Origin of the sequence: Roseburia zhanii (assembly GCF_014287635.1) — a bacterium.
GTDB classification, from domain to species: domain Bacteria; phylum Bacillota; class Clostridia; order Lachnospirales; family Lachnospiraceae; genus Roseburia_B; species Roseburia_B zhanii.
This window is the reverse complement of the sequence record NZ_JACOPH010000021.1, coordinates 1-20,374: the sequence shown is the minus strand read 5'-3', so window position 1 is coordinate 20,374 and position 20,374 is coordinate 1. Positions and strand designations below refer to the sequence as shown.

The window sequence follows — 20,374 nt, the reverse complement described above, 5'->3', positions numbered from 1 at the left end:
CACCAATTGGATTCAGGGTGGAACCAACAGCCTGTGAAGCTGTATTTTCATTCCCATATCTACAATTCCTCTCCTTCCTCAAGCTCCCTGTCCCACCAGTTCAGTTCTTCCTCATAAAAATCATCCAAAGCAGACCTGAGCTCTTCCTCCTGCTTTTTTGCCTTTATTACATCCCTCACTGCCTTTACTACAACTGCCCCTACTGCAATCACAATTAACAAATTCTTTCCATTTTTTCTACTCATTTTTGTCCCTTTCCACTTTTGGACATTTTGTCCAAAAGTCCCATAAATACATACAAAAAAGGCAGCTACAAACCTTTACGGTCTATAACTGCCTTTGCGCTGTAATAATTCTATTTATTTATATAATGGATAATATAACAAATTATCTTTGAAAAAAATCTCCCCTAGATCACTTGCTTTGATTGGAAATGCAATATCACGCAAGCTCACACCTAAATCCAGTTTTAACGGTTCCTGTGTATCATTTATAAAAGAAATTCTAAATTCATTTTGGTATTCGTATTGTGGCATTTTCAAAAACGGATTCCATTCTATAAATCCATGCACATCTTCAGATTTCATATAATCTACAAAACCAAGCTGTGCTTTTGATATTTCGCTATGTTGCCTTAATGCGTTACACACTCGTTCAAAAAACTTTTTCCTATCCAACACTAAAACACCATATTCTCCAAATTCTTCACCCATTTTAGCAGGGAATGGCGAAATAATTTCTTTTGAGACATTAACATATGCCGTATATAACGATATTATTTTTCTACATCTGTTCTCTCCTCTTGAAAAGTTTTCAATTGTCCCTGGTTTATAATTTTCTGGATTATTTGTATAATCTCGAACCACAATCATCATCTTACCATCAACAGACTCCAAATTTGCAGACATAAAATCCGGGTTGTTATGCTCAATCAAAAAAGTATTTCCCTCATTCTCATCTCCACGTCCAAGATTATCACATTGTGCAAAAAAATCTGCGGTATTAAAAAACAATTTTCCATCAAGAAAGTCTTGCTGAAATTCTTGACATGATGTGAATTTTAACAGCATATATCCATCGTATCTTCCTTTAAATTGCTCACTAATACCAATATCCATTCCTTATCTCCTTAAAATTTATAACGCATCTATGTACTATAAATATTTTCCTAATACAAAACCTAATATTGCACTTAATATACAAAAGAAAAGATTCCAGAGAAAAGTTTTAGGAAACGATTTTTTTTCCTGCTTATTTAATGTGTTCTCCAATAAAACATTTAATGCCTCAACTTGCTGCTTATTCATCTCTGAAACTTGCTGACTTATTTCTGCATCTTTCTTCATCTGCACAAATAATTTCTTTTGCTTTTCCATTTCTAAAAGTGCATTATCAATTATGTCCTTTGATTCCTCTAGCTTTTTAGATACCACATCAATACTGTCAGAGATTTCTACTTGTCCCGATTTTCTTAGTTTTTCCTTATCTAAGACTCTTTTTATTTGTTTTAAATCAATTCCAATAATATTTGATACAAGTGATATATATATTTCTGAAAAATCTAACGACATATCCATAACTCACTTTCCAAACTTTTTAGTATTTCATCTATATTATAGCCCCAAAAGTGATATTTTTCTATATACTTCTATGCATTCAAATATATCGTACATAGTTCCGCATACATCTTTCCATCATCAAATTTCACATCATCAAGTAACAATACCTGGAATAACACTTCCCGGACACTTTTTAATTTTGCCATAGAAATCTCTACTTTTGAAAGACCATTCAGTTCTATATTTTCAAAGGCTGCCACTTTTCTTGCCACCAAACAATGTGTATACAATGCCATAATATATTTATCTGATAACAGAAAGGCATATGTTTCGTTCCCTTGATATGTATATCGGCACTTCTCCAGATTTTCTTGTGACATATCGAAATAACATCTGACCGTTTCCAAATATACATCTCCATTATACTGCGGCTTTAACTTCTTTGCATACCTTTTAATTGTTGCGAATATATTATTTCTTTCGATTGCTGTTCGAGTCCTCTTAAATACAGGTTTTCTTCCACGCAAATCCATATACACATTATTCAAAATAGTTTTTCCGGCATATTGTCTGAAATCCCTTATTCTTAACAAATAGGATAACACATCTTCCAATTTTTCTCTGAGGTTATCTCCTGATACGAATAATCTCCAAATTCAATATGATCCAGCTTTAAAGGACTGCTCCCCTTTGCAATTTCTCGTTCCATTACTCTATTGATATCTCTCATTGATTCCATACTCTCTCCTTCCCACTTCTGGTCACAATGTCCAAAAGTAAAAAAGGACAGCTATAAGATTTCTCCCATAACCGCCCTACCGCTGTTAATCTTTATTATTCCATTTCAGCTACCTTTAAAAATATGTCCCTTCGTTTTTTACATTATATCTCTACGATCACACTTTTGGACATCGTGACCAAAAGTGCCTGCAATCATCTTTATTATCTCCACAAATACTGCGATCATCCTTGCAATTACGATGATACCACCTATCAGACCACCAATGACGCCATTGAATGCCAACACCCCAATGCTTCCGGCAATTCCAAAATTTTTAGGGATGAAGAACATACACATTTTCCGAATCCCATAGGGAAAACCTACCATAATCCAGAAAAGGAAGTAATCAAATCCGTTTTCCTGTTGGCATACCGGATAACACATCAGTATCCATAAAACAAGTATCAGTACCGGAACGATAATCTTAAACAATACCCTTTTCATGCCAGCCTCCCCCATACATATCATGCTGCACTTCCTGCTGATAATAATGATTTATTGTTGATGGCGCATTATACAGTGCCGTAACCATGTATGCCTTAATGTTTGAAATTTTTGTTGTCGTGTCTTTCATACACCCCATCACATACTCCAGATGACTGCTCCTCAGCTTTAAGAATTTTGACTTAACAAGCTCATAGGGATACTCCTCCCCCGCAATCCGTATCATAGTCCGCTTTACACATACAACCTCACAGATCAATTCAAATAATTCATCATACAGTTCCCTGTCATTTATTTCATCATATTTCATGTGATGATCGTACTCAATATTTTCTTTGATAATCTCTATGTATGCATCTGCTCCATCCATCCTATCATCGGTCTGATTTTCTTCACCGGATGGATAGATTGGATTGGTATAACTCATATCAGTATAATTTATATCAGTCTTATTATAGTTAGTATAAATAGGGGCTAAATCTTGAACCTCTGCAAGTTCAGTTTCTGAACCTCTTGAAGTCTGCTTTTTATACTTCTGGTGGTTCAGATTCTGTACCTCCTGAAGTTCAATTTCTGAACTTCTTGAAGTATCAATATTAGACTTCTTGAAGTTCAATTTTTGAACTTCTGTGGATTTTCCAGTATTCTCAGGCGCTTTTACCTCCTGTTCCGCTGACATTGTGGCAAAGTTTTTCACATAGATAATATCCGGTTTGCCAAGACCTCTGCGCTTTTTTTCAATCAACCCAATCCCTTTTTCGGAATCCAGCTCTTTCATAATCTTGACACAGGTTGCTTTCGCACATCCCAAATCTTCCATAATCGCATCCACCGTATAAATGATATACGCCCTGTTTTCCTCGTCTAGCCATCCATTTTTCATAGACAGTGACATCCGATCGAGCATCAAGCCATACAGGAGCTTGGCATCGCTGCTAAGCCCCTTGAACCGCTCATCCTTAATCAGCAACCGGGGGACACGATAAAAAGAGAACTGGTCTGCTTCAATTCCATAGTAGTAATCAAATTTTGTATTCTCGTTCACTTTTTCATGCCTCCTTTGCTGCTTATTTCTCACTGTTTGAACTATTCCACTCATCCAATAGCTGATAGATAACATTTTCAATCTGCTCATTGGAATAATCTTCTGGAAAATATCTGCTGATCTTGTCTGCCTTGATGGTTACTTTTCGCTCTATCGGTTTCGGTTCTGTCAGGATCAGCCTTACCATCGGTAATGTCAGTTCATCACTTTTTCCATGCTCCTTCAGCCTTGATGCCTGTACTGTTGAAATGATCACCCCTGTTTCTTCAAGAACAACTTGCACCCACTCCTGTTGCTGTTCTGTCAGAAATGACAGCTCTACACCCTGCACGATTCCAATTTTCTTTTTATCGACCATATCTAAAAGTGCATCCGATAAGTGGGCAAGGTAAATATATCTTTGTACTGTTTTTGCACTCTCTCCGGCAATTTCCCCAACCTCATCCAGACTGTTGCCTTTTCCTTTTTTGCCCTGATGTTTTACAGCTTCATATTTCATAAAATAAGCTTTTGCCTTTTCACTCGGAAGAATATCTTCCCTCTGAATATTGCTGTCCACCATGATAATTGTAGCTTCATCATCCGTATAATCACGGATGAACATCGGCATTGTAGTAAGTCCGACAAGCTCACAGGCGTGTCTCCTGCGATGTCCGGCAATAATCTCATAACCGCCATCTTTCATTGGTCTGGCAATGCCTGGCATCAATACTCCATGCTCCCTGATGCTTTCCATCGTTTCCTGCATCTTTTCATCATCCAATACCTTAAACGGGTGTCCTTTGAACTCATGCAGTTCTGACAATGCGATTTCCTGTACCTGCTCTGTTCCTGTCTGTGGTTGCTCCGTTCCAAATAAATCATCAAAGCTGTTTAACTTTACCTTTGCGGCACTTCCTGTCTTACTCATTGCCAAGCACCTCCTCCGTCAATGATTGGTAGGCACTTGCTACCTTGCCATTCGGATCGTGCTTATAAATGCTTACACCTTCCGCAGAAATTTCCGCAGCTCTTACTGACATTGGAATACTGTTTTCAAATATCCGCACTCTGCTTCCATAATTTTCAATCAGCAGATTGCTGATGTCTCTGGCATAATTGGTACGATTATCAACCATTGTAAGCAAAATTCCCTCAATCTCCAGTTTCGGATTGATCTGTCGCTTTACTTTTCCAATAGTTTTAATTAGCTGTTCCAGACCTTTTACCGGCAGATACGCTGCTTGTACTGGAATCAAGATACTGTCCGCACTGGTAAAAGCATTTATCGTAATCATGCCGAGTGATGGCATACAGTCAATCAGAATGTAATCATAGCGGTCTTTCTGCTGTTCTATGTAGGTACGAAGCACCGTCTCCCTGCTCATAACATTCACAAGTGAGGTTTCCAAACCGGAAAGCTCGATATTTCCCGGCATGAAATCCACACCTTCCTCATGTCTTAAAATGCCGTACTCCGGTTTTATTTCCTCATCATTGATAATGGATGCCATAATGGTTGCAAGTGTAATTTCCAGTCTGTCCGGCTCCCGAATACCAAGACTTGCCGTAAGACTGCCCTGTGCATCTGCATCTATCAGTAAAACTTTCTTTCCCTGTTTTGCCAGTCCGATTCCTAAATTGCTTGTTGTGGTGGTCTTTCCAACTCCACCCTTCTGATTTGCGATTGCTATTACTTTACACATGATAAATTCTCCTATTCTCTACTATTTTGCTTTTATCTGCTGCTCTTTACATTGCTTTTCTGCACTTCCGCATAAGCTCTGTAATATTTGTTTGTCCCTTTATTGCTATAAAGCTCTGATATCTCCAGAACTTCTACTTTTGGATGACGCTGTAAGATTTTCTGAAACCACACAATGTCATTCTTCGTTCCCATCAATCTGACTTTTAACATTAGTCTGCTCCTCCAAATAAGGCATACAGTTCCCGGTTATAAGTCGCATACTCCGGATAGCGGATCTGTATCGCCTGCCAAAAGAAAGGTGCATAGGCACAGCAGAACAAGTCCTCCACTGTATACTGCCTGCACTCGTTTACCTGTTCCTCTGTTTTTGTGTAATCATCTACACTCGGTGTGCCATTGCAATACAGGTTAAATGCCATTCGCACCACCTTCATACTGCCACTGGTCTGCCAGCCTTCATGCAGACACTCAGTTTTTACACATCCCGTCTTAAAATCATAGATGCTATCAACATTTCTTCTCGTATCATCACTGATACCAAGGCAATAGCAAAGTGCCTTGTGGTACACATCCTGATAGCGTACCTCTTTTAATTTTTCATAGTAGAATTTTTCATGTGCTTCGCTGATAAAATTGATTGTCTGTTCCTTTTTGTTTTCTGCTCCTAACGCTGTGTTGTTCATGTTCTGATCCTCCTTTAGATAAATAAAAATGACTTTACTAATTGTTTTCACAACTAATAAAGTCCTAAGTTTCATATTCATTTCTAAATTCGTGCTAGGGATTTCTTACTAATTATCTGTTCTTAGTAAATTCTTAGTAAATTGCTCCCTCAGAGTCCAAAACATACGATAAATTCAAGGTTTTCAGAGTTTTCGGAAAATACTGCCATGGCAAATGAATAGTATTTTTATCATTGTTGCATAACCTCGCATTTCTTAGTTTTTCTTGGTTTTTCGGGCTTTGTAAGCCTTTGTGAATTTTTCTTTTCTGGCATAACCTGGTTTATTTTCTCATAATATCGTCCGCAAAAGGTGTAAAATAAGGTGTATGTTTTTCCATTTTACACCTTGCTATTTTCAATTAAAAATCGTAATTACACAACCTGAATCCGGGCAACTTCTTCCCTGGCATCCTCAAGATTTACGTGCGTATATGTATTCAGCGTTACGCTGATGTCTGAGTGGCCCATCAAATATTGCAATGCTTTTGGATTCATTCCGGATTTTGCCATATTTGAGCAATAGGTATGCCGACATACATGAGGGGTGATGACAGGCATCTGTACTTTGTAAGTATTATTATACTTCTGAATGATGTGTTGAAAATAATGCTCCCAGTGCAGGGAATAACAGATACTTTCATTTTTATCAAAGTATAAGAATCCACTTTTTCCATCTACCATAGGTTCTGCTTTGGGCGGGTTTCGTTTTTCTATAATTTTCCGAAAACATTCCTCTACATCTGCAGTCATAGGTATCTTTCTTGTTCCGCTGGTTGTTTTAGTCTCTTGAATATAATATCCGATTTTTGATTTTTTCTGCAATTGATGATCGATGTTGATCGTATGCTCCTTGAAATCAATATCAGAAATCGTCAAACCACAAAATTCCGAGATGCGAAGGCCTGTTTTAAATAATATGTAAATTCCTTCATAATACCTGCAAAAATGAGGGTCTTCCTTCACAAACCGTAGGAACTTTCGTTCCTCAGCCCTGCTGATTGCCTCTCTTGTCACACTGTCATTCACAACCACTTCCATTAGCTGAAACTGAAATGGATTTTTCCTGATCAGGTCATCATCCACTGCCAACTGAAATGCCGGACGAAGAACTCCTCGGATTGAATGGATGGAACTATAGCTTTTCTTTTCTACCTGCTGAAGATGTATCAGCCAACATTTTGCATCCGAAATCCGAACCGTATCAATCCTTCTTTTTCCAAATGGATCTTTCTTCAATAAATTGATAACTGTTCCGTATCCTGCAACTGTAGTAGGTCTGACACCGGTTTTTGTTGATGTATATTTTTCAACCAGTTCCAGTACCGTCATATTTCCGCCATTTGTTGCAATCTGTTCAAAATGATCTGCCTGGATTTTCTTCTCCATCTCCCGAAGCGATAAAGCCCGGTGCTTTCCTTTCGGAGTTGCATCGTTATGGTCTAAGCGCCAGCTATATACGCAGCGCTCCTTTCCCATCTCATCGACATACTTAAATCTATATCTGCCATCAGATAACTGTATTTCTCCATTGTGTAATATACGTCCTCTATGATCTCTCCTTTTTTCACTCATAATATTTCGTCTCCTTCATTAAATGCTCATTTAACTTGGAAGACCGTCTCGGTTTATTCATTATACCACAAGACCTTCTCTTCGCTAAGATAAAATGAACATTATTTTCATTACTATTTCTTCTATTCTGTCACTTAAACTGTACTGGCTGTGTCCAGATAATCTTCAAATAATTTTCTTTTGAACCGGATATGCGAACCAACTTCCAAAATAAAATCTGCTCCTTCATTTTCACCTGCGATTTGTCTCAATCTCTTTTCTCCAATTCCGTAATATTCTGCTGCTTCGGAAACATTTAAAGAATATTTCTTCCAAACAGGTATTGTTTTTTCTGTATGATTCATTCGCATTCCTCCTTCCCTCTGTTTGTGTTCAACAGCGTTTTCGCTTTCTCCATTTTCATACTTGCAATCGCTTCTCGTTTGCTTGTGCCTCCAACATACACGGGTGTACACATTTCTAAAATACGGTCATAGATACGCCTTTTATCCAACATGGTCTCGCTTTTTATTTCTTTCAGCGGAAGATTCGTTGTGATGATCAAAGGTCGTCCCGAACGGATCCTGCGGTCTATGACACTAAAAATAATTCCTAACGCATATTCTGAATTTCGTTCCACTCCAAGATCATCAATAATCAAAAGCTGGTAAGAAGCCAATGCATTGATATATTCCGTTTTGTCTGCCAGTGGAAATATATTATCAATAATGGTATTGAAATTTGTCATCTTTACCGTTACTTCCCGCTTAAGAAGTTCATTGGCAATACACCCGGCAATATAACTTTTCCCGGTACCAACCGGTCCCCAGAACAAACAGCCTATATGATTTCTTTTCATTTCCTCCCAGTTATCAACATAGCTTTTTGCCTTATGCATTACTGCATCTGACATATCTGCATTCTCAAATGTCCACTCTTCCATCCTGCTCTCGTCAAAACAGATGCTCGTATTTCTACTGACTAATTCCCGGTGTTCTTTCTCTTTAAAATATTTTTGTTCTTCTTCATACGCTTTTCTGTCACAGGCACATTGCCTGGAATGTTTCTTCATCCCCATAAAGCCACCCTCTGGGAAAAATGCTTCTTTCGCTTCCCCACAGACTTTGCAGTATCGCAAACCATCACTACCTACACATACGGTATCTTCTTCTCTCATCACAAACTCTCTCCTTTCCCATAGCAATAATTTACTTCATAATATTTATTACTTTTATATTTCTCAGTTACTTTACTAGGTGCCACATTTCCGACTCCTGTACAGCCATTTTTACGACCAGATGATGGTTGCTTTTCCGACTCCATCAAAGCCATCTTTTCAACCGCCTTATTCTCAACCGGCTGTAGCCCAATCTCATCAGATGGTATTTTTACATATAAATGATTGGGTTTTGAAAATCCACCGGATCTGCGAACCAATAATCCCTCATCATCTAATTCCTTCAATGCTGTTTTTATAGAAGATTTGCATTTGCCGATTTGAACAGACAATTCATCTATTGGAAATATCAGATAAACATTTCCATACTTGTCTATCCAGCTATTCTTTCTTGATATCCGCGCCCGGTCGTACAAAATCATATAAAGATATTTTGCAGTTTGAGAAATTCGCAGTTTTAGCAAAAACTTCGGAAACTGGAAGTATTGAAGCATCTGCTCTGACTCCTTCATGTATTCATATTTCATTCTTTTCTCACCTCGTTTCTGTTTCTAATTGTTGTAAAAATCATTTTTATGCCGGCTCAAAAAATGTCCTTACACATATTCAAAAGATGAAGGGCATAAATACAGGCTCTTGATGAAAATTTTTTATTTTTCCTGCAAAAAATACCCTTTCATTAATACGAAACGCTGAGAGGCATTTTTACAGCCCCCTGAAGAAAACTTTTTTATTTTTTCTGTTAATTAAATATTTGAAAATAAAAAAACACTCACCTATCCAGGTGAATGCCTTATCAAAATTTTCTTATTTTGTTGTCTATGATGCTTACTCAGAAACGCTTGCGTATCTGCTAAAATGTAATTGCCTGCAATTATATTTTCACGTGGGTATGGGGACGTAATCCCCATCAAGTCTGCCACTCGTAAGTAATACAATATTGTCAAAATGACAATACTGTAATACACGGGTGGATCTTGCTCTGGTTGTAACGTATGAATTCATACAATAATAGGCCCAAATGGGCACTTTCACCATTTGAGCCTATATATTATATATGTCTTTCAAATGATAGCTTAAAAAATAGCTGTCTAGACGGTATGTTTTTAACGTAGAATTGATTTTATGGAAGACAAGGCATGGAATGCTTTGTACCTTTAATGGAAAAATTTAATGATATTTACCATGTACAAAAAAGAAACGGCAGATAAAAAACATCACACGAATCCTTATCGTGCTGTAAACTATATAAGAGATGAGAACGGAAATCCTATATGCCCTAATGGACGTAAATTTCTTTTCAAACGAAAACAACATGTAAGATATAAAAAATATGGACGTACAGAAGAAATCTATCCAAGCTTATTAAGTGTACCCTTTTTACATAAAACAGTGACGATTTTCAAAAAACATATATTAATGTAAAGAAACGCCAGAACCAGCATTTGTCGGAACTAGCGTTTCTTTAGCAGAGACTTATTTTACAGCCCCGTTTTTTGCTTATATTATTTTCCTCCGTTGGATTTCAATTTTGGAAAGAAGATGACTATCTTAAAGCCCTTTTCCCACGGGGAAGCAGCTTCCAGACGAAGGTTTAGATCGTCAGCCATCTTCTTAACCAGGTAAAGCCCTATACCGGTAGCTTTCTTTCTGCTGTCAGTAGAATCCCCGGTAAAGCCCTTTTGAAAAATATACGGCAGATCATATTTTTTTACACCGATGCCATTATCCTCAACTGAAAGGACATCTGCGATCTCCGAATGTATCATAGAGATTGTTAGCATGGGACTATCGCTGCTATATTTTATGGCATTGCTCACGATCTGTCCCAACATAAACTGAAGCCCTCTACGGTCTGTATAGACTGTTTCAGATTGCAGTTTATTGATAATTACAAACTGCTTTTCTTCCAGAAGTGGGGCATAGTCCTCCAGAACTTCCCCCAAGCAGTCATTCAAATTGATATCCTTAAACTGATAATCCTTTGTACTGCTCTTTAACCGGGCATAGTATAACATCTGAGTGACATCCTCCTGAAGCTGACTGCGGACATAATCCAGTTTTGCTTGCAGGGGAGGAGACATTTCGTTGCTCCGATTATCCAGGAGCATGGTCAACAACGATAGGAGCGTTTTCGCTTCATGTGCCCAGCCCTCCACATATTCTTCATAGTCCTGTAGGGCATCTGCCATACTGTTACTCTCAGTTTTGTGTTCCTGTAAAACTGATGCCAGAAGCCGGATAGATTCTCCTTCTTCCCGGCTGATGGCACTGAGCAGCCGTTCCTCGTTGCAGATGGCAGGATCACTGAGGAAATCCCGGAACAGCTCTCGGCGGGTGGTCTCCCGCTTGTTTAGTACAAACAGAATTGCTGAAAACAAAAGGAGGCTTGTCAGAACTACTAACCCACTCAAGGTTTGAAATGCCTGAATGTCAGAAATCCAAAGAATGATAGCACAAAAGCAATCCACGCCCAACAGCAACAGCAGCCAGGGGTAGTACCGTTCTATCATGTGCCAAAGCCGCTTCATGGAGCCACCCCCGTTTCCAGACGATAGCCCATCCCACGAACCGCAACGATTCGCTGCTTCATCTCAAGACCGGACATCGTCTTTTTCAGCCTGGTCAGATTAACCTGCAAGGCATTTTCGTCTATGTATTCCGTGGTTCCCCATAGTGCTATGCAAAGTTTCTCCGTCGTGACCAGAGCATCGCCGCCGGACAAAAGAGCAACCAACAGTTTTCCCTGATTTTTTGGAAGCACGACAGAGGTATTATGAATATAAAGCGTGTAGGTCTGCTGGTCTAACAGGAAATCTGGTCCCTCTATGAGATTGGTACGGCCTTCATACCTTTTGAGAATATTGGATACCCTGGCAAGAAGTCGATCTTTTCTGCACGGCTTCGTCAAATATTCATCAGCACCCAAGTGGAACGCTTGCAGTTCATCCTTTACCTGATCTCTGGAAGTCAGTATCAGGACGGGGATAGCGGTTTTATTCTTTAGTTCCTGGCAGATTTGAAAGCCACTGATCTCCGGCAAATTCAGGTCTAAGATCACAAGGTCAGGACGGAGGGCTGCCAGGAGCCGAGCGGCATCTTCCAACTCGGTGATTGCCTCCGCAAGATACCCGTCCTTTTGAAGCATATTGCAGAGTTCTTCCCGCATATAGACTTCATCTTCCACAACAGCAATTCTTTTCACGGCAGCACCTCCTTCCAAATTATTCTTCTCTCTGTGGCTGCATCAGTGTCAGCAAATACCGATCACTGGAGCGCTTGACCACTCTCATATAAATATATTCTATCACGCAAAGCAGCAAAATCATAGCAGCAGATACAAACATCATTTCAGCCACTGTCCCACGGGTTCGGGACGAGAGTATCCCTGTAAATAACGCCCTGACTCCAAACAAACTGCTGACAGCCGCAACCAATACAGGAAGTCCCATAAACCAGGTAATTTGCTTTCCAGCAGACTGGCAAAGGGTTTCGTAAGTAGCTCCCAGGCGGATCAGAGTCTGGTATCTGCGCCCGGTTTTCTGCTGACTCATCAGGAACTGAACACCCACGATGGTGTTGGCAACTACCAGGAAAACAATCGCAAGATAGAGGGTAATATAACTGGATGCTATGGTGTAGAAAAGCTGACGACCCATATTCTGAAGATAGCTTTCATATTCAATGTCAGTTTCGTCCAGCTTCTCGTTCAAATCCAAATATGCAGTCATAAGGCTATTTCCATTCAGAGCTTGCTCACTGAGCACCGCATTGACATAGGTATCATACATTCCCTGACTATAATATAGAAATGCTTCATCCGGAAGAATCAATGCAAAGGACAAGGTTATAGAACGGTCCGTGACCAAATTCACAGACTGAACCTCTCCTGTAAGATGAATCGGACTACCATCCAGTTCCACCTTGGGATGCCCGGCCAATACTTGGTTCAGCATTGCGGTACGGCTTACCGTAGTAAACTCTGTATCAATATAGACAGCGGCCTCCTTTTCGCCTAATTGGAGAGCCGGATTGCCGGACAATTCCAACAAACGATTATAGTCCGATAAACAAATCAAATATGGGTATGTGGCATAACCAAGATTGTTCAGAAGGACATCCCGGTCTTCCGACTGGGGCAGGCTCCGAAGAGAGTCCATAACAGCGTCCATGCTGTAGGCATTATCATAATCTTCTGTGGTGCGAATACGCCCAACCCTCATTTCAAAAAGCTCTGAAAATTGATTTTCCAAACTGTTTTCTTTCAGGACTGCCTTTATATTCGGAAGAACCTGCGATGAATCTTCTGCAGTATGATCTTCAAAAGTATAGTCGATTACATGGCCAGAAGACAGGTTATTCGTTCCTGCAATTCCTACGCCCGCACCAAAACAACACAGCGCCGCCAGAATCAGCAGGGAGCTGATGGCCATGGAGTTTGACTGATGAATGACATTCTCCTGAATCTGCCGGAAGGTAAATACATGAAGCTGCTTATTTCCTTTTCCTTTCTTAACAATCAAAGCAATCAGTGCACGCATCCCATAGAAAAGCAGCATCGTACCAACTATGCCCAACAGCAAAGTCAGTCCCATCATACTTACCTTTGTCCATGCAATTCCCTGAATCGCCATGTAGTAAGCCACTGCCAACATCACACTTCCGCATATAGCAGCCAGTCCATAGATAACAGATGGCATTTGCTTTTTGGGGCGGTTCGTTGGCTGGGATAGCAAAGTACCGATCTCCTGGCGGCTGATTCGTCCACTCAAAATCAGAAGTGCCGTCAGCTTAATTGCCAGAAATCCTGCCAGCGTCCATTCAATCGCAAACCAGGATAAAGAAAACTGATGACCGATGATCCCCATGCCTACCAGCTTGGCGGTGACAAGACTGACAATTTCTGAAAGCACCACAGCCACAGGTAATCCTATGAGCATGGCAAGAATACTGGTCAGGAAATCTTCCGCCAGAAGCATACCAAACAGTTTACTTCTACGCATCCCCAACATTAGATAAACACCAAACTCATGCCGTCTGCGCTCGAACTGATACTTGCAGGCAAAATAGATCAAAAAGAACAGAATACCGAGGGTCATCCCATAAAACGCAGGAATCAGAAGCAGGAGTTTGTCAACTGCGTCACTCTCCATTTTCTGCAAAAAGAGCATCACATCTTGAGTGGAGATGGAAAGAATCATGTAAAATGCAACAATAGAAATCACCAGGGAGCTGAAAAACAGACCGTTTTCCTTTCGGCTGCGGCGACTGTTCCGAAGAATGAGATTAGAGAACATTTGCGCTGCCCCCTCCCAGTTGCGCCATCACCTTCAGGATGTGCCCGTAGAACTCCTGCTGGCTTTCGTCTCCACGCCGAAGCTCATGAAAGATCACGCCATCCTGGATGAACAGGATGCGCTTACAGAAGCTGGCGGCATTGGAATCATGGGTTACCATCAGGATCGTAGCTTGTTCGTCACGATTCAGGCCGGACAGCTTCTCCATAAGACTTCTTGCGTTCTTAGAATCCAGCGCACCCGTCGGTTCATCGGCAAGGATCATTTGGGGATGTAAGATCAGAGCCCTTGCTGCCGCAACACGCTGACGCTGGCCACCGGACATCTTGGACGGAAACTTATCCAGAACATCAGAAATTTCCAGATAGTCAGCCAACTGCTTCAGCCGCTGGCTGCTTTCTGTTTCGGCTACCCCATGCAAGGAAGTCGGGAGCAGGATATTTTCCCTGCCAGTCAGGTTGTCCAGCAATTCAAAGTTCTGGAATAGATAACCAACTTCTTTGCCACGGTACTCGGCAAGAGCCTTTTCCTTGAGGGATTGCAGAGTATCTCCCTCCACCTGAATGCTTCCACCTGTAGGCTGAATCACAGTTGCAATACAGTTGAGAAGCGTGGATTTGCCGGAACCACTGCTTCCCATAATACCGAGAAACTCTCCCGGCATGACCTGAAAAGTGATTCCGTTCAGTGCTCTCGTCTGGTTTGGCAACGTCCCATAGACTTTGGTAAGATTTTCAATATTCAAAATTGGTTTCATGTGAATGCCTCCTATCCATTTCTGGGTAAATGATAGCACAGAAGCACAATAAATAACACTTACAGTCGCTGTAAGGATTCTGTTCCTGTTTTCAGAACAAGAATGACGCATCAAGCGGAATAAGTATATGTTTTGTAAAAACGTCGGGTGACAATGAAAAAATATGCTGGACTACCGGATTGGCTAACTTGCATTTCTTTGTCAATTCTGGTAACCGCTTCAAACATGGAAGTTTCTGTTCTTACTTTTATTATACTCAATCAATAAAATCAACACGGTTCAGCAAATTTTAATTATTTCCAATATGACAAAATTGCTTCCTGTTATATTTATCTATTTCTTTATTTCTCTATTATTCCGATCCGGTCTTCCAAAGGTATAAATAAGGTGTAAATTATTCGTCAATCATCAAAAAATCCTTTAAAGCCTAGGCTTTCACAGCATCCATTAAACACTGCCGTGGCAGATGAATAAAACTTTAATCATAAATTTTTCCTATCATAAAAAGCCGAGAAATGCCGTGTTTTTGGGCATTTTGCCGACTTGTTTCTTCTATTATAAAAGTTACATTTTAAGTGCCAATTTTACAAAATACGGCAAAACGGTGCAATTCACCCCTCTCATTCGTAGTAAAATCGTAATCAAAATTTTCGGGATTACTACTCTGGATTTTGCACCCCCTTTGGAGTATTTCTAAACTGAGGGGGTGCATCGTTAAAAGGTATATTTTTCCTATTTCACGGACGTTAAAATTCCATCAAGGAATTTGATTTCATTACATCGCATCTGCTCCGTGAAAGCACTATATACATCTATCCTGGTCGGAATCTGAAATCCGTGCTTGATGAGACAAATATCCTCTCGTGCCTCTACATTTTTCTCATAAGTCGAACCACGATTAAGCCACATAACAGCATCTTCTTCCTTTCCCATTTCAGGATAAAAATAAAATCCCTTCTTGGCATCAAATCGGAACATATATGCCAATACCTGCAGATAGTCCTTGTTTCCAATATTATCAATCGGTTTGTACTTCGCATCTGCAATCACTCGTGCCCCTGAGTCTCTGCTGATGAAGTCTGGGTAGATAAGTCCGCGATTATGGTCAAACAAACGCTGAGAACCTTTTGTAGCTTTATTCATCGGATGATAGAAAATCTCGTCCACAATCGAATTCATATACTCTTCCCAGAGCCATGCGCCATCAAAGAGCAATCCATATACCTTCTTGCTTCCCATTCCAATCTGATGTTTCTGATGCTGTAAGATAAGTAGACACAAGCTCTGCAGTTCACAATATTCTCGGTAATATGCGTGTCTAATGGTATTGGTCTTATTTGCATCGATAATCTTCTGTCGGTTGCACATCTCATAGTTAGGAGTGACCGCTACAACATCCTTGACCGCATCCTTAGCCTGTGCAAGCAGTTTATGTCCGTATGGCTTGTATTTGATAAACTCCACCGTATGACGGATTAATTCCATCAAATCATTATCAAAGGAATACTCCCTCTGCGAATATGCTACATTACCAACAAACGGTGTATTCTTAACAATGTGTCTCGCTATATCTATCGTTCCCTTAACATTGCTGTCATTGTATGTTTTTCTCACATAAGTCTTAAAGACGCCCTTACGCATGGCGCTCTTCAAGTAATGTGGGAAGATAAAAACAAGCAGATTGAAAACACGATCATCATTGTTCACATCTGTTTTCAAATCCACAATATTCGGGACATCAAATACTCTCTCAAGCAAATATTGAAATAGGAAGTCTTGCCCGTTACCACTAAATCTTGATTCAATTATAAGCTTCTCATCTCCAAGTCCCATGAAGCCCATGACATTGCTCGACAAATAATAATTGTTTACACTCTGTAAAATCATCTGGTCTTTTGTGATATCATCTGCGTCCCTAAGGATTTCTGGGAATACAAATATCCCTTCTTTCTCCAGCTGCTCCAAAGTTTTATCTGCAATTTTGCTTGTCAAAAGTGATATGTCAGACAATGACTCCTTAGGTATTCTCGAATTATCTTTTATTTTAATTCGACTCATCTACATCAGCTCCATCCGACTTCCCTTGGTTATATGCTTTCTTAAATCGCTCCATAATGCCTTCTTCATCATACATACCATTTATGTATTCCTGTAACAACGGATGTAGGTAATCTGACCATAACTGGTCAAAGTCAATATTCTTCAGCTTCAAAAAATAGGATGCACCAATCTGATAGTTTTCATTCAGACCTTCTGTTGCTGCAATTTCCACATTCAAAGCTGACATTCTGGCAATTGCCTCAGCCTCTTTCTCTTCGTTGTTCAAGTTAGCAAGCATCTCAAGGCGCTCATCTGCACGAAGCTCCACAAAACGGAATCTTCGTCTCATAGCGAAATCAAAACTGTCTACAGATCTGTCAATATCATTCATCGTACCAATGATATAAACATTGTCTGGAATATAGAATTTTTCATTGCTATCAGCATGAAGGTTTGCATACTGGGTGGAAACCTCTCCTGCCACACCTCTGTATCCTGGATCAACAGCAAAGAACAACTCTCCGAAAATCTTAGATATCTCACCACGGTTTATCTCATCAATGATAAATACATATTTCTTCAACTCTTCCTGTCTTATAATCTTTGCAGCCTTTTTCTTTTTCTGAATCTCGTTAAAAATAACAAGATTGTAGGAATATCTCTGCTGTGTAAAATTGATATTGAAAAATTCCGTAATATCTTTTAATTTGTTAAATTCTCTTCCAGACTCTAACATCTGTCTAATTTCAGAAATATTCAATCGGATACTGTTGATGGATGCATTTTGTGGTATTGAAAGATAAATATGCTCATCATCGACATCTGTGATTGTAAATTCTGTACCCGTTTTGGTCTTGAATTTGTTATTTCCTGTGTCCACATCATCAAAGAACTCTTTCATTGCTTCTTGAACAGATAATTCATTTGCAATGACCTCTGTGGACTTTTTAGAATTCTCATAGTTTATTCTAGCCTTATCCACGAATTTCTTAAACACGCCATCCTGCAATTCAAAACCCATAGAACCATCTTCATTCGTCTTTGGACGGAGTCCTTCTACGAAATCCGAATAGTCATAACTTGGATGAAATTGGACAAACTCTACTTGTTGCTTTTGCTCATCTGTGAGCATCGTATAATCATCAAAATAGCCATTGCTAATAATGTCAGCAGCAATTTCTTTTGCAAGATAAGTCTTTCCAGTCCCTGGAGCGCCTCGGAATATAATGTTTTTCGATTCCACAAGCATGTTAGAATATGGATTCAGATAGCCATTAAATTCTGCTGGTTTTACTTTCTCTACAACGGCTGCCTCTTCCTCTGCATTTTCCTTATCGTCCTTCTCACGATAAATCAATTTGAATGAATCTCCCGGATTACCGAAACGTTTCAAACACTCCTGCACAAATCTAAGAGTTGTAAAGATATTCCATGAATAAATTACAAACTGTCTGCCATCATCATAATCATACGACATTGTATTGAACGGATTTATATTGTGTGCTGTTGCTTCGTCCTTGCTGTAATAAATTCCACGAATCATTTCCTTATCTGGAGAGTATTGACAAATTGGAAACTGTTCTTTTTCTTCTACTGGCAAGGCTGCAATCTGTTTTTCATAAATTTGAAACGCAATACGTGGTAAAGTTTGGTTTGTATTCCGTCTCTCACCTTTCCAGTAATTTCTTTTGATAACAGTTCCATCGACAGCAACAAATGATGCATCCAAAGGCTTGAACACATCTCCTGCACTAATATTATCCATAGTGAATGCATCATCAGTAGAAGTAACAGAATCTGATGTTATAGTAATCTCGTATTTTGTCTGCTTAATCTGAATCTCATATCCATTTGCAGTAAGATAGTTTTTTGCTTCGACAGCATTATATCCGGATACATCTATCTCTGCACCATTCTGCAAATGATTTGCTACTGCGATGACATACTTTGGTGGATAGGTATTACCATTTTCCCATACAAGCTCATACTTGGTACTCGTATTGTGCCAAGGAACTCCATTTTCATCAATATATTTAATAGCCTCTGCTATAAATTGTCCATCAACTTTTGGGACTGCCATGATAAGCACCTCCATTTAAATGAATATACAGAGTTTATTATATCACTAAACGGATGTTTTGACACCCACAATCGTTAAATGGCGCTAACACAAAAAGGCACCCATACATTTCTGCCTAAGTGCTAATTTTATAACTCACTACACTACTTTGAACATATTCTGTTTTAATGTTCTATCATCCTTATCTGAAAGTCCCATCTCTTTTCTAGCATCTTCCATACTCTGCATCTTGTGAAGATCCTTCTCCGCATCTTCAAGTCCAACATGGGTATAGATATTCAAAGTTACTGCTATGTCCGAATGTCCCATCAAATATTGAAGAGTCTTCGGATTTATTCCCGATTTTGCCATATTCGAGCAGTAGGTATGGCGGCACACATGAGGGGTTATCTTAGGCATCTGCACCTTGTACCTAGGTCTATCATAATCGGTGCTGTATGTTCTGATTTACACTTTTGACATATCACTTTCATATAACCAATTCCTCTCACTCTACATCTTTGTAAAGTTCAATTGTTTTCGCTGTAAGATTCAGATTTCTGGACTTATATCTCGCCGCCAACCATGCACACGCATTTGGATGGCTTTGATGTTGTATCATAAAAGTTGACACCACATTCTCAAGGATTTTGATATAATCATAATCACTACGAGAACAGGAGAAAACAGTATGGCACGAAATCAAAGAACTTATGACAACGAATATAAGGCACAGGCAGTTAAGCTTGCTCAGGAAATAGGCGGAGCCAAAGCGGCTAAAGAACTGGGCATACCAGATGGTACTATTTACTGCTGGATAAAAGCATTTAAAGAAGGACGTCTTAGTGCTTCTGAAGCATCCCATACTCCTAAAAATGCTTTATCACTTAATGACGAGCTTATCGAGCTCAGAAAACGTGTGAAAGAGCAGAATAAGGAAATTCGCCGTTTGAAGGAAGAAAACGAATTTCTCGAGGAAGCCAGCGTTTTTTTCGCAGCCAGCCGTCGGAAGTCAGCAAAAAACAGAGATTAATATTTATTGCAATCAAAACGGATGACGGCAAGATTAAGGGCAAAATTTTTTTTTATTGCAGAGTGCTTCATGTTTCCAGACAGGCATTCAATAAATATCTATAGGTAATTGCGAAACAAGTTCGCAATCCTGATTAAAAATGCGGTAAGAATCCTGCAATGCAGGATTCTTAAGATGAGAAGCAGGTGACATCAAAATTAGACATGAAAAAAGACTTCCC

23 protein-coding genes and 1 pseudogene are annotated in these 20,374 nt (G+C 39.6%); 2 read left to right on the top strand and 22 right to left on the bottom strand.

Going from position 1 to position 20,374, the window contains the following annotated elements:
* Positions 1-59: 59 nt before the first annotated feature.
* The 15 genes from H8S17_RS14920 to H8S17_RS14855 all read right to left on the bottom strand — a co-directional run bounded on the left by H8S17_RS14920 (position 60) and on the right by H8S17_RS14855 (position 9,495).
* Positions 60-245, bottom strand: coding sequence for a hypothetical protein (locus H8S17_RS14920; protein WP_186867780.1), 186 nt, complete (start codon positions 243-245; stop codon positions 60-62).
* 114 nt (positions 246-359) lie between these two features.
* The gene (locus tag H8S17_RS14915) at positions 360-1,118 is read right to left on the bottom strand and encodes a hypothetical protein (protein WP_186867779.1); all 759 of its coding nucleotides are present in this window, start codon (positions 1,116-1,118) and stop codon (positions 360-362) included.
* 36 nt (positions 1,119-1,154) lie between these two features.
* Positions 1,155-1,577, bottom strand: coding sequence for a hypothetical protein (locus H8S17_RS14910; protein WP_186867778.1), 423 nt, complete (start codon positions 1,575-1,577; stop codon positions 1,155-1,157).
* Between the two features lie 71 nt (positions 1,578-1,648).
* Positions 1,649-1,966: a hypothetical protein gene (locus H8S17_RS16985; protein ID WP_330595810.1), complete on the bottom strand. Its 318-nt coding sequence runs from the start codon at positions 1,964-1,966 to the stop codon at positions 1,649-1,651.
* Between the two features lie 179 nt (positions 1,967-2,145).
* The gene (locus H8S17_RS16980; protein WP_330595809.1) at positions 2,146-2,298 is read right to left on the bottom strand and encodes a hypothetical protein; all 153 of its coding nucleotides are present in this window, start codon (positions 2,296-2,298) and stop codon (positions 2,146-2,148) included.
* A 138-nt stretch (positions 2,299-2,436) separates the two neighbouring features.
* Positions 2,437-2,784, bottom strand: coding sequence for a DUF6050 family protein (locus tag H8S17_RS14900; RefSeq protein ID WP_015516248.1), 348 nt, complete (start codon positions 2,782-2,784; stop codon positions 2,437-2,439).
* The gene (locus H8S17_RS14895; RefSeq protein WP_186867777.1) at positions 2,765-3,829 is read right to left on the bottom strand and encodes a DUF6017 domain-containing protein; all 1,065 of its coding nucleotides are present in this window, start codon (positions 3,827-3,829) and stop codon (positions 2,765-2,767) included. Before H8S17_RS14895 ends, H8S17_RS14900 begins: the two co-directional genes overlap by 20 nt.
* A gap of 22 nt (positions 3,830-3,851) precedes the next feature.
* Positions 3,852-4,739: a ParB/RepB/Spo0J family partition protein gene (locus tag H8S17_RS14890; RefSeq protein ID WP_186867776.1), complete on the bottom strand. Its 888-nt coding sequence runs from the start codon at positions 4,737-4,739 to the stop codon at positions 3,852-3,854.
* On the bottom strand, positions 4,732-5,514 hold the full coding sequence (locus tag H8S17_RS14885) for a ParA family protein (RefSeq protein WP_117831343.1): 783 nt from the start codon (positions 5,512-5,514) through the stop codon (positions 4,732-4,734). Before H8S17_RS14885 ends, H8S17_RS14890 begins: the two co-directional genes overlap by 8 nt.
* 32 nt (positions 5,515-5,546) lie before the next feature.
* Complete coding sequence (locus H8S17_RS14880; RefSeq protein WP_015516251.1) at positions 5,547-5,726, bottom strand: hypothetical protein; 180 nt, start codon at positions 5,724-5,726, stop codon at positions 5,547-5,549.
* Positions 5,726-6,199, bottom strand: coding sequence for a DUF6075 family protein (locus H8S17_RS14875; RefSeq protein WP_117831344.1), 474 nt, complete (start codon positions 6,197-6,199; stop codon positions 5,726-5,728). The genes H8S17_RS14880 and H8S17_RS14875 overlap by 1 nt, the downstream gene beginning before the upstream one ends.
* 413 nt (positions 6,200-6,612) lie before the next feature.
* Complete coding sequence (locus H8S17_RS14870) at positions 6,613-7,812, bottom strand: site-specific integrase (RefSeq protein ID WP_117603803.1); 1,200 nt, start codon at positions 7,810-7,812, stop codon at positions 6,613-6,615.
* 134 nt (positions 7,813-7,946) lie between these two features.
* A complete protein-coding gene (locus H8S17_RS14865) occupies positions 7,947-8,156 on the bottom strand; it encodes a MerR family transcriptional regulator (protein ID WP_004844954.1) in 210 nt (69 codons plus the stop codon).
* The gene (locus H8S17_RS14860) at positions 8,153-8,968 is read right to left on the bottom strand and encodes an ATP-binding protein (RefSeq protein ID WP_117946846.1); all 816 of its coding nucleotides are present in this window, start codon (positions 8,966-8,968) and stop codon (positions 8,153-8,155) included. Before H8S17_RS14860 ends, H8S17_RS14865 begins: the two co-directional genes overlap by 4 nt.
* Positions 8,968-9,495, bottom strand: a complete 528-nt coding sequence (locus H8S17_RS14855) for a replication initiator protein A (RefSeq protein ID WP_117603801.1) — start codon at positions 9,493-9,495, stop codon at positions 8,968-8,970. The genes H8S17_RS14860 and H8S17_RS14855 overlap by 1 nt, the downstream gene beginning before the upstream one ends.
* A 658-nt stretch (positions 9,496-10,153) precedes the next feature.
* Between H8S17_RS14855 and H8S17_RS14850 the strand changes: the two genes are divergently transcribed.
* The gene (locus H8S17_RS14850; protein ID WP_178264975.1) at positions 10,154-10,393 is read left to right on the top strand and encodes a hypothetical protein; all 240 of its coding nucleotides are present in this window, start codon (positions 10,154-10,156) and stop codon (positions 10,391-10,393) included.
* Between the two features lie 80 nt (positions 10,394-10,473).
* Here H8S17_RS14850 and H8S17_RS14845 read toward each other — a convergent pair whose 3' ends face one another.
* The 7 genes and pseudogenes from H8S17_RS14845 to H8S17_RS14815 all read right to left on the bottom strand — a co-directional run.
* A complete protein-coding gene (locus H8S17_RS14845; RefSeq protein ID WP_186867775.1) occupies positions 10,474-11,499 on the bottom strand; it encodes a sensor histidine kinase in 1,026 nt (341 codons plus the stop codon).
* Positions 11,496-12,173 carry a response regulator transcription factor gene (locus tag H8S17_RS14840; protein WP_186867774.1) on the bottom strand — a complete coding sequence of 226 codons (678 nt, stop codon included), beginning with the start codon at positions 12,171-12,173 and terminating at the stop codon, positions 11,496-11,498. Before H8S17_RS14840 ends, H8S17_RS14845 begins: the two co-directional genes overlap by 4 nt.
* Before the next feature lie 19 nt (positions 12,174-12,192).
* Complete coding sequence (locus H8S17_RS14835; RefSeq protein WP_062304189.1) at positions 12,193-14,265, bottom strand: ABC transporter permease; 2,073 nt, start codon at positions 14,263-14,265, stop codon at positions 12,193-12,195.
* Entirely contained in the window at positions 14,255-15,022 is a 768-nt protein-coding gene (locus tag H8S17_RS14830) for an ABC transporter ATP-binding protein (RefSeq protein WP_117831243.1), read from the bottom strand. Before H8S17_RS14830 ends, H8S17_RS14835 begins: the two co-directional genes overlap by 11 nt.
* Before the next feature lie 732 nt (positions 15,023-15,754).
* Complete coding sequence (locus H8S17_RS14825; RefSeq protein ID WP_186867773.1) at positions 15,755-17,080, bottom strand: 5-methylcytosine restriction system specificity protein McrC; 1,326 nt, start codon at positions 17,078-17,080, stop codon at positions 15,755-15,757.
* Positions 17,067-19,142, bottom strand: a complete 2,076-nt coding sequence (locus H8S17_RS14820; RefSeq protein ID WP_186867772.1) for an McrB family protein — start codon at positions 19,140-19,142, stop codon at positions 17,067-17,069. The genes H8S17_RS14825 and H8S17_RS14820 overlap by 14 nt, the downstream gene beginning before the upstream one ends.
* A gap of 138 nt (positions 19,143-19,280) precedes the next feature.
* Positions 19,281-19,553 (bottom strand): annotated as a pseudogene (locus H8S17_RS14815) (tyrosine-type recombinase/integrase); the annotation flags it as partial.
* A 259-nt stretch (positions 19,554-19,812) separates the two neighbouring features.
* Here H8S17_RS14815 and H8S17_RS14810 point away from each other — a divergent pair.
* On the top strand, positions 19,813-20,154 hold the full coding sequence (locus tag H8S17_RS14810) for a transposase (RefSeq protein ID WP_186867771.1): 342 nt from the start codon (positions 19,813-19,815) through the stop codon (positions 20,152-20,154).
* The last annotated feature ends 220 nt before the right edge of the window (positions 20,155-20,374 follow it).